Origin of the sequence: Floridaenema aerugineum BLCC-F46 (assembly GCF_041929345.1) — a bacterium.
GTDB classification, from domain to species: domain Bacteria; phylum Cyanobacteriota; class Cyanobacteriia; order Cyanobacteriales; family Aerosakkonemataceae; genus Floridanema; species Floridanema aerugineum.
In genome coordinates this window covers 20,105-34,905 of sequence record NZ_JBHFNQ010000210.1, presented here as the reverse complement: position 1 = coordinate 34,905, position 14,801 = coordinate 20,105, and the positions used below count along the sequence as shown (strand labels likewise).

Here is a 14,801-nt window from a genome sequence, read left to right as displayed (position 1 = left end):
TCATGACGCGAATGTTTATAGTAAACCTTTGGATAAACTCGGTTTGATATAAGACCGCTTGTGCCATCTCCAAAAGCCCAGAAGATAGATTTAAATAGTGATTATCCCTGTCCCTGTGGACGAAGGGGGCGACTGATGCCCATTGTCCTGACAGAAGCCTTCGGCTGCAATAAATGTCAGCAAATATTTGTAGTGGAGGAAAATGGTCATGCGATCGAGCAACTCTCGACGACCTATCCCTACAAAAGATCGTGGCACTGGACAGGTAGTAGGTGGAGTAAAGCCTATCCGCGAATCAGAGACAGTTACCTACCTGTGGCGCTGTTAATCATTGTGGTAGTGTTTGTGGTAGGACTGTTTTTGGCTCCCAATTTACCAAAAGAACCTCACATCATCATTGGGTTTATCATGGGAGCAGTGGTGGCGTTGATGTTGATAGTCCTGATGTACTGGCTAGCTTACAGACGTTAGCTTTATGACCACCGAAACGTTTGATGGTTCAGTGAATCCAAATTTGATGGCGACAGTGCAGCGTGCCTATCACGCTTCTTTTGCACTGGGTACCATCAAAGGAGTCGATCGATCGCGTGCCGTGCAAGCAATGGCACAAGCACTAAAAAGTGCCTCTGACGATATTTTGGAAGCCAATACCTTAGACTTGGAAGCAAGTCGGGAAATGGCAATACCAGAATTAATTTTAGAGTGGCTAAAACTGACCCCTGAACGCCTGCAAACTACGATCCAAATGCTGCAAAGGTTAGGGGAGTTACCAGATCCGATGCGGCGAGTAATGACAGCAGCTTATCAGTTGGAACATTCCCAAACTTACTGCCAGTTGATGCCGTTAGGGGTAATAGCTTTAGTTTATGAGGCGTTTCCTGAATTGGGAGCGATCGCAGCTGGCTTATGTATGAAAACCGGGAATACTTTAATTCTTCGGGGTGGAACTGAAGCGAGTCATTCCAACAGTGTAATTGCTCAAGCTTTGCAGTCAGCATTACAGGGCGTGGGGATACCAGAGGGAAGCTTGGAACTTTTGCCGACCGATCAAGGTGGTTCTTTGCGGGATTTAATTACACAAGACCGCTACATTAATTTAATTATCCCTTACGGTCGTCCGAGTTTAGTGCAGCAGGTAGTACGCCAATCAACTGCACCAGTTTTGAAATCGGGAATGGGTAACTGTTATTTATTTTGGTCGCCTTCGGGTAGCTTGGAAGTAGCGCGTTGGGTGATTATGGATAGTCATCAGAGCGAGCCCGATCCGGTGAATGCGATCGAAAAAGTTTTAATTCATCCCAATCAAAAACCCTCTTCCTTAGTTACGCTGTTTAACAGCTTAAAGGAAAAGGGCTTTACCTTAAAAGGCGATACCAATTTAGTAGCAGAGTTTCCTGAGTTGAGAAGCACAAATGATTCGGAATGGAGTGAATCTTACCTGACTAAGACAGTAGCTTTTAAGCTGGTCGATAGTTTAGAAGATGCGATCGCTTGGATTAACCAATACAGCAGCGGTCATGCTGACTGTATTGTTACCGAATCTTACCAAGAAAGCCGCCAATTTGCCTTGGGTGTCAACAGTGCCTCAACTTACATTAACGCCAGTCCCAGATTTTCGCGAAATCCGGGAAAAGGAGACGCTATCTTTCTGGGAATGTCTAACCAAAAAGGACAGCGCCGAGGCTTAATCAGCATGGAAGCCCTGACAACGCTGAAGCACATTGTACAGGGAAATGGCAGATTTTAGGAGTTTCTCCTCAGGAGAGTTTTGAGTTTTGAGTTAGGGAGAGTTGGGGGAGTTTCTCGTCAGGAGAGTTTTGAGTTAAATTTCCTCATCTCCCCATCCCCCCATCCCCCCATCTCCCTATCTCCCCTGCCTACTTCTGCGCGAGTTTAACATTCTGGGCTAGACCGAAGAATTGCAGGACTTGAATTGTCATCCATGTCATATCAATTTCCCACCACTGTAAACCGTGACGGGCGGAATATTGAAAGGCGTGGTGATTGTTGTGCCAACCTTCGCCGTAGGTAACTAATGCTACCCACCAGCAGTTGGTGGAGCGATCGCCAGATTCATAAGTACGATACCCAAATTTGTGAGTAGCACTATTGACAAACCAGGTACAATGAAATACTGCGAATAAACGAAAAAAGATCCCCCAAACTACAAAAGGCCAGCCACCTAAAAGGTAGAGACCAATTCCCAGTATTACCTGTAACAACACAAAGTATTTTTGGAAAAACTGATAAACTGGGTCTTCGGCAAGATCTTTTGTAAATCTAGGTATATCGGCGTTAGCTGGACTATCAAATAACATCCAACCGATATGACTCCACCAAAAACCCCGATTTGAATCATGAGGATCGGGTTCTTGATCGGAATGGAGATGATGCAGGCGGTGTAAACCAACCCAATCGATTATTCCTCCTTGGCAGGCAAGTACTCCGCAGAAAGCTAAAAAGTACTCCAACCATTTTGGAGTTTGAAAACTTCGGTGAGATAATAAACGATGCCAACCTAAAGTGATGCCTAAGCCGCCTGTAACCCAGTGGAGGAAGACAGCCAAGCCGATCGCAGCCCAACTGAAATTACTGGGAAGTAGAGCAAATAATGCTCCGATGTGAACTACCAATAAACCAATTGCATGGGAAGTATTGGGGCGAAGTTGAGTTGAGCTTGCAATTGTCATGCAGGAACCTTAAAACGAATTGTCTAGCCCAATCTGCGCGATCTTAAAATCCGCATACCTATATCGTGAATGAGGAATTAATGAACAGCTTATCTAAGCTGCTTGAAGCAGAACAGGCACTATTTCCGATTTTTTCTGGAATTGACGCTCAGGTCAAGCAAAATCTTAAAAGAGTTTTAGCAGCTTTTGGTCGTCATCGCGTCGGAGCCCATCACTTTGCAGGTGTTTCCGGCTATGGACATGATGATTTGGGGCGGGAAGTTTTAGACAAGGTGTTCGCGGATGTTATGGGTGCCGAAGCTGCGGCGGTAAGAGTGCAGTTTGTTTCCGGTACTCATGCGATCGCTTGCGCCTTGTTCGGTGTCCTGCGTCCCGGTGACGAAATGCTGGCTGTCGTCGGTTCTCCCTACGACACTCTCGAAGAAGTCATTGGCTTGCGCGGTGAGGGTCAAGGCTCACTTATTGAATTTGGCATTAAATACCGAGAATTACCTCTGACAAAAGAAGGAAATGTGGATTGGGAAGCTCTCTCCCATGCGGTAGGTGAAAAAACGCGCCTGGTTTTGATTCAGCGTTCTTGCGGCTATTCTTGGCGTTCTAGCCTCTCTATTGCGGAAATTGAGCAGATTATCTACCTTGTGAAGCAGCAAAACCCGAACACAGTTTGCTTTGTGGATAACTGTTACGGCGAGTTTATCGAAACCCAAGAACCGACCCATCTGGGTGCTGACTTAATAGCAGGGTCATTGATTAAAAATCCGGGGGGTACAGTGGTCACGGCGGGGGGTTACGTCGCTGGAAGGGCAGATTTGGTGGAAGCGGCGGCTTGTCGCCTTACAGCCCCCGGAATTGGCAGTGCGGGGGGTGCAACTTTTGACCAAAACCGTTTGCTGTTCCAAGGTTTGTTTTTAGCACCCCAAATGGTTGGGGAGGCGATGAAGGGAACTTATTTGACTGGTTATGTGTTCGACAAGTTGGGTTATCCGGTGAATCCTCCCGCTTTAGCACCTAGACGGGATGTGATTCAAGCGATTAAATTGGGTTCGGCTCAAAAGTTAATTGCTTTTTGTAAGGTGATTCAGCAATTTTCCCCGATCGATTCTTACGTGGAACCTGTACCTTGGGATATGCCCGGTTATGAAAGTCAGGTGGTCATGGCTGGTGGTACGTTTATTGAAGGTAGTACTTTGGAATTTTCCGCAGATGGGCCTTTGAGAGAACCTTACATTGTTTATTGTCAGGGTGGGACGCATTGGACTCATGTTGCGATCGCACTGGAAGCAGCGATTGATGCGATCGGACCTGCTTAGAAAGTTTTGAGTTTTGAGTTTTGAGTTAAGTAGGTATAGTTAAATAAAGTGAAAACCAAGGCAGGCAGGATGCCTACCCCACAATAAAGCTGTAACTCTTGTGGGATGGGCATCTTGCCCGCCCCATCTTTAGATAACTATTATCACTTTATTTATTTGCACCTACTTAAAAGAAATGTTTAGTTTTAAATTAAAAACTCATCACTCATAATTTAAATAAGGGAAAATAAAAACGGCTAAAATTTTGATACTTCATTTTTTCCCTAGTTCCATTTTCTTTATGTGTCAACTCTTGGGAATGAATTGCAATGTACCGACGGATATCTGTTTTTCCTTTGAAGGTTTCTCTGCGAGAGGGGGGAGAACAGATACTCATCAAGATGGTTGGGGAATTGCTTTTTTTGAAGGTTTGGGATGTCGGATTTTTTTAGATTCTAAACCTGCGATCGCTTCGCCAATTGCTGATGTGGTAAGGTGTTATCCTATCCGTTCTACTCATGTAATTGCTCACATTCGGAAAGCGACTCAAGGAGAAGTTGCTTTAGAAAACTGTCATCCTTTCCGACGGGAACTTTGGGGTAAATATTGGGTGTTTGCTCATAATGGGAATTTACCAGATTTTCATCCCGAAAATGATGGTTTTTACCGAGCAGTTGGACAGACGGATAGTGAGAAAGCTTTTTGTTTGATTTTGAATGAGTTGCGATCGCATTTTCCCAAAGTTAAACCGCCTTTGACAGAACTTTATCCGGTTTTAAAGGAAGTAACCGCAAGTTTGGCCCAAAAGGGAACTTTTAATTATTTACTTTCTGATGGTTCCGACTTTTTTGCCCATTGTTCGACTAATCTTTGGTACATTGTAAGACAAGCGCCTTTTGCTGCTGCTCATTTAATTGACCAAGATGTGACGGTGGATTTTCAAAAGTTGACGACTTTGAACGATCGAGTGGCAATTATTGCGACTACTCCTTTGACTGATAATGAGGTTTGGACGCAATTTAAACCGGGAGAATTGTTAGTTTTTCAAGATGGAATGGTGAAAATTGGTGGTGAGTAATTGGTAATTAAATTTTTTAAACCGCAGAGACGCAGAGGACACAGAGAGAATAGAGAGAGTTTTTGCGAAAGTCGATAAATGTTGCTGAAATCATCTGTGATCATCTGTGTTTATCTGTGGTTAATAAACATGGTTTTTTCAATCAGTTAGGATTCTTATATAACCATTCTTGGCGTAATTTTTCGATCGCTTGTTCTTTGAGTTTTGCTTCTACTTCTATCCAAGGTGCTAATTTATAAGCATCTGGCATTACTGTGATTAAGTCGCTATGATGTGGATCGTTGAATGATTCTTTGCCATTGGAAATATGAACTAATTGCCATTCTGGTTTAGGCCAAGTTGTTTGGGCTTTGGCTAACATTTCGGCTATACTAGGATGGTCGTAACTATCAAGTTTTTCGTGGATTATATGATGATGAGCATCAAAAACCATTGGGATATTTGCGGCGCGACAAATGTGGAATATTTCACTGGCGCTGTAGGCGTATTCGTCATTTTCTAAGGCGATTCTAGAACGAATTGTTTCTGGTAAATTGGTGATTACATTAATTAGTCTTTCGGCGCGATCGCTTTTTCCTCCATGTATTTCCATTACTGTCCAAGGGGAACGTGGTAAACTTAATAAATCTAAAATTCTGGCATGAGTACTGAGAATTTTAATGCTGTTTTCAATAACTTCTGGTTTGTCGGAACTTAAGACGACAAATTGATCGGGATGAATCACAATTCTAATATTTAATTGCTGGGCGCGATCGCCAATTTTCCCCAATTCTTCGCTAAATTCTGTTAAGATATCCTCGCCAATGGTGTCATCAGCAAAGGGAAATAAAGCAGAAGTAACACGATATAATTTAATGTTGTTAGTTGCACAAAAAGCGATCGCACCATTGAGTCGCTGCAAGTTGTCTGCATATAATTCTCTTAACACCTTTGCTTGTTCTGTGGGTGTTAATGTTAACAATCTTTTGCGAGTAACAGTGCGATAACGCACTTTGTCAGAGGCGGTAATGCAGACTAAACCTAACTTTGGTAAGGTGGTTGTGCGATCGTTTTTTGTGATTAAATTCATTGTTTCGCGCCTTGGGGTAAAAAAGCAGCTGAATCATAATAGGTACGGAAACGCTGTACCTTTCCATATACTGTTTCTATAATACTCACACCTTGATATTTTAGCGGTTCACCTGATGTTAAAGTACCTTCAGAAATCCATTCTAACACCGCTGAACCATTGCTTTCTACCTTGTCGCCTTTTTTTAATTCGTCTGCCAAAATTTTGCTCCTATTTCGCTACACCTCTATTTGTTACATTGTGTTAACCGAGAGAAATTAAACATCAACCTAAATATAGAGATCCCAATTCTGGTAAAATATTCCTGTCGTTAATTGCTACTTTCTCATGTCTCTTGAAACTACCCCAGAATCAACCAGTACTACAGGTGCAGATGCGATCGATCTAGCTATTGCTAAAGGCATAGATTTTGATGGATCTCCCATTCCTACTGAAAAATTAGATCTTTATAATCAAGTTATGGCGTTGGAGGCGGGGAGACAACGTAGCGGAGTTAGCAATACAATGCGATCGCGAATTGTCAGAATAGGCGCAAAACACATTCCCCAAGATGAACTCAATCAAAAGCTAATTGATGCAGGATTCGCACCTTTAAAAGACAAAGAAATTGCCTTCTTTTACGGTGGAAAATAGCAGCAAAAGTCAGGTTAACTTAGACAGCTTTCAATAGTTGCAGCTACCGATTTAGCAAGACTAGAAAGTTCATAACCACCTTCCAAACCAAATAAAATTCGTCTGGTTAATTGCCAACAATAATTGGTGAATACACCATAATCTTGAGGTTGTAGATTTATCCATCCCAAAGAATCAGCTTGATTAGCATCATAACCAGCACTGACTATCAATAAATCTGGCTGAAAATTGCTAAGAAATGGCATAACTTCTCGTTCAAATCTCGGTTGATAATCAGCTAAAGTACTTCCTGCTGAAAATCGCAGATTTAAAACATTGTTATGTGCGCCATGTTCATCTTCTCTGCCAGTGAAAGGATAAAAAGGTGATTGATGCAAAGAACAATAAGCGATTTGGGGATGGTTTTCTACAATTTCTTGTGTACCATTACCGTGATGAACATCCCAATCTAAAATAGCTACTCGGTTAATTTCTGGTTGTTCTAAAGCATAGTAAGCAGCAAGTGCAGCATTGGCAAATAAACAAAATCCCATGCCAGTATCCGGTAAAGCATGATGTCCGGGAGGACGAGATAAAACAAAGGTTGGTTCTTCAGTTATTAGCACTTGTTGAACACCATCTAACCAAGCATTTACTGCTAACAAAGCGACATCATAACTATCAGGAGAAACAATGGTATCTGAATAAAAATCGCCGCCACCTTGTTTAGCTAATTGGGCAACTTTTTGAATATATTCTGCTGTGTGAACTTGTTGGAGAAGCGGGATTAAAGATGTTTGATTGACGGGAGTTGGCGATCGCCATTTTAGTCGATCGGCCCAAGGTACATTTTTGAGTAAAGATACAATTGCTCTCAATCTTTCTGCTTTCTCTGGATGTCGTTCTCCCGTGTTGTGGCGCAAAAACTCGTCTGAATAAATGATAGTCACCATAGTTGAAATTTGTTTATACTTAACAGCAAATCGTTGATACTTGATTCTTCAATTTTACAATTAGAAAGTTATGCAGTTAGGAAATTTAACAAACTACCCTTACCCATCACAAAGAAAAGTAATAATGGGAAAGCGAGGTGCAGTAGCGACGAGTCAAAACCTCGCAGCTTTAGCAGGAATAGAAATGTTATTAGCTGGGGGAAATGCGGTGGATGCAGCTGTCGCAATGGCGATCGCACTTACCGTAGTTGAACCCACCTCTAATGGCATAGGTTCCGATGCTTTTGCGATCGTTTGGGATGGCAAATTACATGGTTTAAATGCTTCAGGAAAAAGCGCCAAATCTCTACCTTTAGCAGCATTTACAAACTTAACAGAAATCCCCTCAAATGGATGGTTGCCTGTAACAGTTCCCGGTGCGGTTTCTGCTTGGCGAAACTTATGGGAACGCTGGGGAAAATTACCCTTTGAACAGCTATTTTCTCCCGCAATTCGCTATGCTGAAAATGGTTTTCCTGTTTCTCCAGTAACTGCAGAAGCTTGGCAACGTGCGGAAAGAATATTCTTACCTTTAAATCGTCCTGAATTTGCACATTTTAAACAAGTCTTTTTCCCCAAAAATCGCGCACCGAAAGCGGGGGAAATTTGGGGAAGTGAGTTGCATGGGAGGAGTTTGAGAGCGATCGCAAATTCTGGCGGCGAAAGCTTTTATAATGGAGAAATTGCCCAACAAATTGCTAACTTTGCCGCAGATACAGGCGGATTTTTAACTACAGAAGATTTAGCGAGTCATTTAGCAGATTGGGTAGAACCAATTTCTACAAACTATCGAGATTTAACAGTTTGGGAAATTCCTCCCAACGGACAAGGAATTGCCACTTTAATAGCATTAAATATATTAGAAGGTTTTGATATTGCTCAATATCCCCGTGAATCTGTCGAGAGTTATCATTTACAAATTGAAGCGATGAAATTAGCATTTGCTGACGTTCATCGTCACGTTGCTGATATCAGATTTATGACAGTTGCAGCAGAACATCTTTTAGATAAAAGCTATGCTGCTGAACGGAGAAATTTAATTAATGATACTGCGATTCCCTTAGCTGAACCTGGACTTCCGAAAGGTGGAACTGTTTATTTAGCAGCAGCAGATGGGGAATTAATGGTTTCCTTTATTCAATCTAATTTTGAAGGTTTTGGTAGTGGAATATTAGTTCCTGAAACCGGAATTGCTTTGCATAATCGCGGGTTAGGTTTTACCTTAGAAGCGGGACATCCTAACCAAATTGCCCCTGAAAAACGCCCATTTCATACTATTATTCCCGGATTTTTAACAAAAGATAATCAACCTTTAGGCCCCTTTGGAGTTATGGGAGGGCCAATGCAACCCCAAGGACATTTACAAGTAATATTAAATATGGTGGATTATGGCATGAATCCCCAAGCAGCTTTAGATGCACCACGCTGGTTTTTTGTCACTGGAAATAGAGTATTATTAGAAGAAAGTATTTCGCCAAAAATAGCTGAATTATTATTAGCAAAAGGTCATGAAGTGCGAGTAACTAAAAATACATCTTTGTTTGGTAAAGGTCAAATTATCTTACGGGAAAACGATGTGTTTATTGCTGGATCGGAACCTCGTGCTGATGGAATGGCGATCGCACTTTAGAGAAAATAGAATAAAATAGTTATTGTTGGAAAACTTCTCCGACCTTTAAGCGAAAAAGTATGAATAGAACACAGCAATTTACTGCAATTATTGAACGAGAAGGCAATGAATATGTATCATTTTGCCCTGAATTAGATATTGCTAGTCAAGGTAGCACTGTAGAAGAAGCGCAGCAAAATCTTATTGAAGCTTTAGAGTTATTTTTTGAAACTGCTGATGCTTCGGAAGTTCAGCGTCGTTTGACTGAGATCTTGCACCTGCATTTTAGCCCGCCCGGAAATCAATTTCCGGGCTAATAGCTCAAGTCCATTAAAATGGACTGGAAGCTTTTGAATACTAATACTAACTCTCTGTGAAGATGCGCTTAATTAAGCCCAATTTTACAGAGAATTGGTATTAGTATTTAGTCCTCTTTAGAGGAGTTTAGCTATTAGCCTGCGAATTGATTCGCAGGCGGGTTTTGCGATTGGTGCAAGCTCTGAGTTGAATACAAAATACTCACTCTACAATCAAACCCATCGCCTTTTTAATAATCTCATTTCGATTCACCATTTTCCCAATTTCTTCAGCTTCATAACGTCCTTCAAAAGCTTCTATTGCTGCATCTCTTAAAGCTGAATCATAAGCATCTTCTAGAGTTTCTAATAACTCTTCTTCAGTTAAATAATTGCCCTTTGCTTTGTGTCGCTTATTAGTACGTTGAATTTGCTTAACTGAATTCAGGATCGAAGTGTCCCAAGATTTAGTAGTACGATTTTCCGCTGATTGTTTGATTAAATGCAATAATAAGATAATACCAAAACTAAAAATTTTGTTGAGTTTATCAGATTTACTCATTTCTTCTAATTCTTCTACAATTAGCAGAGCTTCGGATATTTTGCCCTGATGCAACAATTCTTTTAATGTGAGTAACTCTTCCATAGTTTGTGAATCCTAAACATTTTGATTTCCCAAGTGTTGCTGACAAAAAGCGATCGCTTCCTCCAAATCACTAGTAACTTGAGGATAATTCATAATTGGCGGTTCAATAATTACCAAAGTAACTCCTAATTCTGCCGCTAATTGCCGTTTAATATTCTCTCCACCAGGCGCACCGGAAGCTTTAGTTACTACCATTGAAATTTGCCAATGTCGCCAGAGTTCCCTTTCTAAATTAATTGGAATAGGAGGACGCATAGCAAATAATTTATCTTGAGTAAAACCAGCGGCTAAAGCTGCTTCAATAGAAGTAGTAGCAGGTAAAACTCTGGCGAATAAAGTCGATCGCTCATGCCAATCTTTAAACAAAGGCAAAACTTTATACCCCACAGTAAAAAGCACCCTTTCCCCTACTAAATATTCCCCCGCTACTAACTGATTAAAACTATCCAAATAAATCAACCTCCCCCCCACCTCCCCATCTCCCCACCTCCCCATCTCCCCATCTCCGCACCGGGCGCGTTCAAAGCGTAAATAAGGAATATCTTTTTGAGAGCAAGCGGCGATCGCATTTTGGGAAATTTCCACTGCGTAAGGATGAGAAGCATCTAAAACCGCAATAATATTTTGTTCAGTTAAAAATTGATTGATTTGGGATAAATTGAAACGCTCTACCCAAACTTGCAGCAAAGGCGAAATTGGATAGAGCGATCGGGCACTTTCGGTAGTTACAGAAATTACCAAAGGCAACCCAATTTGGAGCAACGCTGTTGCTAATTTAGCACTTTCTCCAGTGCCGCCAATTAACCAGATTCTATCTTGAGTTTCTGTTTCCTTCTGCAACAGCTGACTCTCTGTTAACCTTTAAGGGCTTTCGTAAAATTGCGGCGAAAAGACTTATTCACCATTAACACAGGCCACAATAAGGCTAAAGAGATGCGAGTCGGCAAACTGCGTTGGAAGTTGGTCTTTTCAAAACCAGTCCAGAACTTCCAAACGCCACCAACGTAAGCCACCAACAATACTAGAAGAATTAACTTACCCATAAAATCTCCTACAATCCTACTTATATCTTAATTTCTGCATCTGAAAGTAGCATTCTTTACCCAGAATAGCAGATAGGATATTTAGCTGACGACTTTCATATAATCTAGCTGATTAAATTAATTTTAGCTTTACTCTCTGTCAAAATTTTGGCAACTGCAAAGCAAGTATATTTAGGAGCGCTCTAAATTTTGTTGCTCAAAACAGCACAATCAATCAATTATTAATGTAGTTTTGTTTAATGATAATTCTGGGGAGTTAACTGATTTGCTAAAAAATGTTTAACAAAAACTCTCTGCCGGGGAACCAGAGAGATAATAAAGATTGCGACGCTAGCTGGAACTGAGAATTGTATCATAACACTTCTGTTAGTTAGAAATTCAAAGCCAAGCTCAGCATCTAACCTAAAAGTTAGTAAGATTTGTGCAGAAAGATTATAAAAAGCTATCTGCCCAAAATGTAAACCTAGACAAAGAGGTGATTTGAGTAATTTGTTAGCCATGAGCAAAAATACTTGATAGGAGTTGAACCCACTTTGCCAAAATTAGTTAAGCTGATCTAACAGTCCAGATGTAATTACTGAGCAAACCTAAAATTGGTTCACTGATACCGGAGTCTGATGAAATGTATCTTAGGAGTTAGTAATAAACATCCCAAGATAGGTAGATACAATTATCTATTACCTGTTTAATAAAAATAGGGATCGCAGTCCCCGGTACTAGGTGTCACCAGGAAAATCGTATAATTACGAATAAGTACTTTATAGTGGTTAACCCAGCTATAACCACTAGACAAAATATCAGGGGCAAAGTGAATCAAAGTTTTAGTGGGGAAACCTAACTATCACTCAACCCGCCCTAATTGGTAACAAATAATTAAGAAGATAAAATAGGAGGACTTATGCGGGCAGTGCTGATGGCAGGCGGATCTGGAACCAGATTAAGACCGCTAACTTGCGATCTCCCGAAGCCAATGGTTCCTATACTCAATAGACCGATCGCAGAACACATCATCAACTTACTAAAAAGACATAGAATTACAGAAGTAATTGCCACATTACATTATTTACCAGATGTGATTCGTGATTACTTCCATGACGGTAGTGATTTTGGCGTACAAATGACCTACGCAGTGGAAGAAGACCAACCTTTAGGAACAGCAGGATGTGTCAAAAATATTGCCGAACTTTTGGACAAAACATTTCTAGTAATTAGCGGTGATTGTATTACCGACTTTGATTTAAGCGCCGCCATTCACTATCATAAAAGGCATCAATCAAAAGCTACTATAGTCCTAACTCGCGTGCCTAATCCGATCGAATTTGGTGTAGTAATTACAGACGAAGATGGACATATCAAACGGTTTTTAGAAAAACCCTCTACCAGTGAAATCTTTTCCGATACAGTCAACACAGGTATTTACATTCTAGAACCAGAAGTTTTAGACTTTTTGCCAGCTAACCAAGAAAGCGACTTTTCCAAAGATTTATTTCCCCTGTTACTGGATAAAGGAATACCAATGTATGGCTATATTGCCGAAGGTTATTGGTGCGATGTTGGTCACTTAGACGCTTATCGAGAAGCGCAATATGATGGATTATGTGGCAAAGTTAAATTAGAAAAAGCTTACGAAGAGCGATACGTCTCTGCTACCCTAGCGCGATCGACTTACGTCGGAGAATCAGGAATTTGGATCGGACAAAATACCTACATTGACCCCACAGCCGAAATAGAAGCACCAGTATTAATCGGAGACAACAGCCGCATTGGGCCAAGAGTACAAATAGAAGCCGGAACTGTGATTGGCGACAAAGTAACCATTGGCGCAGAAGCTAACTTAAAACGCCCGATCATTTGGAATGGGGCAATAGTCGGTGAAGAAGCTCAACTGAGTGCTTGCGTACTTGCCAGAGGTACAAGAGTAGACCGTCGCGCTCAAGTTTTAGAAGGCGCAGTCGTCGGTTCCCTGTCCACAGTAGGAGAAGAAAGCTTAGTTAACCCAGGTGTCCGGGTTTGGCCTAGCAAACAAATTGAATCTGGTGCCACCTTAAACATTAACTTAATTTGGGGTCAAAGAGCCACCCGGAATCTATTTGCTCAAAGAGGCGTTTCAGGATTAGCCAACATTGATATTACTCCAGAATTTGCTGTCAAATTAGGTGCAGCTTACGGTTCCACCTTAAAACCTGGGTCACAAGTAGCCGTTTCCCGCGATCAACGTAGCATCTCCCGCATGGTTTCTCGTTCCTTTATTGCGGGTTTAATGTCAGTGGGAGTTCATGTGCAGAATTTGGAAGCTACAGCTATTCCGATTACTCGCACAGTGATTTCTACTTTGTCAGTAGTCGGCGGTATTCATATTAGAATACATCCTGAACGGCCCGATCATATTTTGATTGAGTTTTTAGATTTGAAAGGAATTAACATTTCCAAAGCTCAAGAAAAGAAAATTGAAGGAGCGTATTTTAAGGAAGATTTACGTAGGGCGCAAATTGATGAAATTGGCAATATGGCTTATCCAAGTCAGGTGATGGATCTTTACATTACTAGTTTTGAAAAACACCTGACAACCCAGGCAATTCGCCATAGTAACTCCAAAGTAGTAATTGACTATGTTTATGCGGTTTCTGGTGCTGTATTGCCGCAATTGTTAGCTAAGTTTGGTTGTGATGCAGTAGTATTAAATGCTTCTTTGAATCAAACAGCTGTTTCCGCAGTGGAAAGAGAAGCATTGTTACATCAACTCGGTCATGTGGTAGAAGCATTAAAAGCGAATTTTGGGGTACAAGTATCTGGGAATGGCGAACAGTTAATTTTAGTGGATGAAACTGGCACACCAATTCGCGGGGAAATGCTAACCGCTTTAATGGTAGATATGATTTTGACTGCTAATCCGCGAGGAACAGTAGTAGTTCCGGTTGATACTTCCAGTGCTGTAGAACAAATTGCGCGACGACATGATGGTAAAGTAGTTCGGACTAAAGCTAATCCTAGTGCCTTAATGGAAGCTTGCCAAACTAACTCTCATGTAGTGTTAGGTGGTTCAGCAGAAATGGGATTTATTTTCCCGCAATTGCATCCGGGATTTGATGCGATGTTCTGCATTGCTAAGTTGATTGAAATGTTAACAATTCAAGAGCGATCGCTCGGCACAATTCGAGAAAACTTGCCTATAGTTTACCATAAAAGCCAAATAGTGCGTTGCCCTTGGACAGTTAAAGGAGCATTAATGCGCTATTTAGTAGAAACGCATCCGGCTGACTCTTTAGAATTAATTGATGGGGTGAAAATTTGCTCTTTAACTGATGATAGTTGGGTGTTACTTTTACCCGATGCTGGCGAACCATTAGTGCATATTTTCGTGAATAGTAGCGATCGCAGTTGGGTCGATCGTACCTTAAAAGAATACCGCTTTAAAGTGCAAAACTTCGTTGAACTAGAACAACGAGAACAAGCAATTAAATAGTTGTGTGGTAATCG

The 14,801-nt window shown here is 41.2% G+C and carries 15 protein-coding genes; 8 read left to right on the top strand and 7 right to left on the bottom strand.

The annotated features are described in order from the left end of the window. Window positions 1-60: 60 nt before the first annotated feature. Entirely contained in the window at window positions 61-471 is a 411-nt protein-coding gene (locus ACE1CC_RS28290) for a hypothetical protein (RefSeq protein ID WP_413273772.1), read from the top strand. Window positions 472-475: 4 nt separating this feature from the next. Then, window positions 476-1,747, top strand: coding sequence for a glutamate-5-semialdehyde dehydrogenase (locus ACE1CC_RS28285; RefSeq protein WP_413273771.1), 1,272 nt, complete (start codon window positions 476-478; stop codon window positions 1,745-1,747). 130 nt (window positions 1,748-1,877) lie between these two features. On the opposite strand, the gene ACE1CC_RS28280 is transcribed toward ACE1CC_RS28285, so the two are convergent. Continuing rightward, window positions 1,878-2,690: an acyl-CoA desaturase gene (locus tag ACE1CC_RS28280; protein WP_413273770.1), complete on the bottom strand. Its 813-nt coding sequence runs from the start codon at window positions 2,688-2,690 to the stop codon at window positions 1,878-1,880. 80 nt (window positions 2,691-2,770) lie between these two features. Here ACE1CC_RS28280 and ACE1CC_RS28275 point away from each other — a divergent pair, with 80 nt between their 5' ends. Both ACE1CC_RS28275 and ACE1CC_RS28270 read left to right on the top strand, forming a co-directional pair. Next, the gene (locus tag ACE1CC_RS28275) at window positions 2,771-4,000 is read left to right on the top strand and encodes a methionine gamma-lyase family protein (protein ID WP_413273769.1); all 1,230 of its coding nucleotides are present in this window, start codon (window positions 2,771-2,773) and stop codon (window positions 3,998-4,000) included. 280 nt (window positions 4,001-4,280) lie between these two features. Further along, window positions 4,281-5,057, top strand: coding sequence for a class II glutamine amidotransferase (locus tag ACE1CC_RS28270; RefSeq protein ID WP_413273768.1), 777 nt, complete (start codon window positions 4,281-4,283; stop codon window positions 5,055-5,057). A gap of 142 nt (window positions 5,058-5,199) precedes the next feature. On the opposite strand, the gene uvsE is transcribed toward ACE1CC_RS28270, so the two are convergent. Together uvsE and ACE1CC_RS28260 are read right to left on the bottom strand one after the other, a co-directional pair. Continuing rightward, the gene (gene uvsE / locus ACE1CC_RS28265; protein WP_413273767.1) at window positions 5,200-6,126 is read right to left on the bottom strand and encodes a UV DNA damage repair endonuclease UvsE; all 927 of its coding nucleotides are present in this window, start codon (window positions 6,124-6,126) and stop codon (window positions 5,200-5,202) included. Continuing rightward, window positions 6,123-6,326: a nuclear transport factor 2 family protein gene (locus ACE1CC_RS28260; RefSeq protein ID WP_413273766.1), complete on the bottom strand. Its 204-nt coding sequence runs from the start codon at window positions 6,324-6,326 to the stop codon at window positions 6,123-6,125. The genes uvsE and ACE1CC_RS28260 overlap by 4 nt, the downstream gene beginning before the upstream one ends. A gap of 127 nt (window positions 6,327-6,453) precedes the next feature. Between ACE1CC_RS28260 and ACE1CC_RS28255 the strand changes: the two genes are divergently transcribed. Next, complete coding sequence (locus tag ACE1CC_RS28255; protein ID WP_413273765.1) at window positions 6,454-6,759, top strand: small RNA NsiR4-regulated ssr1528 family protein; 306 nt, start codon at window positions 6,454-6,456, stop codon at window positions 6,757-6,759. A gap of 14 nt (window positions 6,760-6,773) precedes the next feature. On the opposite strand, the gene ACE1CC_RS28250 is transcribed toward ACE1CC_RS28255, so the two are convergent. Beyond that, window positions 6,774-7,691, bottom strand: coding sequence for a histone deacetylase family protein (locus ACE1CC_RS28250; RefSeq protein WP_413273764.1), 918 nt, complete (start codon window positions 7,689-7,691; stop codon window positions 6,774-6,776). Between the two features lie 70 nt (window positions 7,692-7,761). On the opposite strand from ACE1CC_RS28250, the gene ACE1CC_RS28245 reads away from it, so the two are divergent. Both ACE1CC_RS28245 and ACE1CC_RS28240 read left to right on the top strand, forming a co-directional pair. Next, window positions 7,762-9,360 (top strand): gamma-glutamyltransferase family protein, encoded by a 1,599-nt coding sequence (locus tag ACE1CC_RS28245; RefSeq protein ID WP_413273763.1) that lies wholly within the window; start codon window positions 7,762-7,764, stop codon window positions 9,358-9,360. Window positions 9,361-9,419: 59 nt separating this feature from the next. Continuing rightward, entirely contained in the window at window positions 9,420-9,656 is a 237-nt protein-coding gene (locus ACE1CC_RS28240; RefSeq protein ID WP_413273762.1) for a type II toxin-antitoxin system HicB family antitoxin, read from the top strand. 202 nt (window positions 9,657-9,858) lie between these two features. On the opposite strand, the gene ACE1CC_RS28235 is transcribed toward ACE1CC_RS28240, so the two are convergent. From ACE1CC_RS28235 to ACE1CC_RS28225, 3 genes are read right to left on the bottom strand one after another with little or no spacing between them, the layout of a single operon-like run. Next, on the bottom strand, window positions 9,859-10,281 hold the full coding sequence (locus tag ACE1CC_RS28235; protein WP_413273761.1) for a DUF29 family protein: 423 nt from the start codon (window positions 10,279-10,281) through the stop codon (window positions 9,859-9,861). 12 nt (window positions 10,282-10,293) lie between these two features. Beyond that, window positions 10,294-11,121 carry a cobalt-precorrin-6A reductase gene (locus ACE1CC_RS28230; RefSeq protein ID WP_413273760.1) on the bottom strand — a complete coding sequence of 276 codons (828 nt, stop codon included), beginning with the start codon at window positions 11,119-11,121 and terminating at the stop codon, window positions 10,294-10,296. Window positions 11,122-11,135: 14 nt separating this feature from the next. After that, a complete protein-coding gene (locus tag ACE1CC_RS28225) occupies window positions 11,136-11,324 on the bottom strand; it encodes a hypothetical protein (protein ID WP_413273759.1) in 189 nt (62 codons plus the stop codon). A gap of 898 nt (window positions 11,325-12,222) precedes the next feature. Between ACE1CC_RS28225 and ACE1CC_RS28220 the strand changes: the two genes are divergently transcribed. Further along, window positions 12,223-14,787 (top strand): sugar phosphate nucleotidyltransferase, encoded by a 2,565-nt coding sequence (locus ACE1CC_RS28220; protein WP_413273758.1) that lies wholly within the window; start codon window positions 12,223-12,225, stop codon window positions 14,785-14,787. The last annotated feature ends 14 nt before the right edge of the window (window positions 14,788-14,801 follow it).

What these genes read in the sequence shown, in the direction of transcription:
- ACE1CC_RS28285 (WP_413273771.1), top strand. Translation starts at nt 476, where the DNA reads ATGACCACCGAAACGTTTGATGGTTCAGTGAATCCAAATTTGATGGCG.
- ACE1CC_RS28225 (WP_413273759.1), bottom strand. Translation starts at nt 11,324, where the DNA reads ATGGGTAAGTTAATTCTTCTAGTATTGTTGGTGGCTTACGTTGGTGGC.
- ACE1CC_RS28240 (WP_413273762.1), top strand. Translation starts at nt 9,420, where the DNA reads ATGAATAGAACACAGCAATTTACTGCAATTATTGAACGAGAAGGCAAT.
- ACE1CC_RS28275 (WP_413273769.1), top strand. Translation starts at nt 2,771, where the DNA reads ATGAACAGCTTATCTAAGCTGCTTGAAGCAGAACAGGCACTATTTCCG.
- uvsE (WP_413273767.1), bottom strand. Translation starts at nt 6,126, where the DNA reads ATGAATTTAATCACAAAAAACGATCGCACAACCACCTTACCAAAGTTA.
- ACE1CC_RS28280 (WP_413273770.1), bottom strand. Translation starts at nt 2,690, where the DNA reads ATGACAATTGCAAGCTCAACTCAACTTCGCCCCAATACTTCCCATGCA.
- ACE1CC_RS28250 (WP_413273764.1), bottom strand. Translation starts at nt 7,691, where the DNA reads ATGGTGACTATCATTTATTCAGACGAGTTTTTGCGCCACAACACGGGA.
- ACE1CC_RS28245 (WP_413273763.1), top strand. Translation starts at nt 7,762, where the DNA reads ATGCAGTTAGGAAATTTAACAAACTACCCTTACCCATCACAAAGAAAA.
- ACE1CC_RS28220 (WP_413273758.1), top strand. Translation starts at nt 12,223, where the DNA reads ATGCGGGCAGTGCTGATGGCAGGCGGATCTGGAACCAGATTAAGACCG.
- ACE1CC_RS28270 (WP_413273768.1), top strand. Translation starts at nt 4,281, where the DNA reads ATGTGTCAACTCTTGGGAATGAATTGCAATGTACCGACGGATATCTGT.
- ACE1CC_RS28235 (WP_413273761.1), bottom strand. Translation starts at nt 10,281, where the DNA reads ATGGAAGAGTTACTCACATTAAAAGAATTGTTGCATCAGGGCAAAATA.
- ACE1CC_RS28255 (WP_413273765.1), top strand. Translation starts at nt 6,454, where the DNA reads ATGTCTCTTGAAACTACCCCAGAATCAACCAGTACTACAGGTGCAGAT.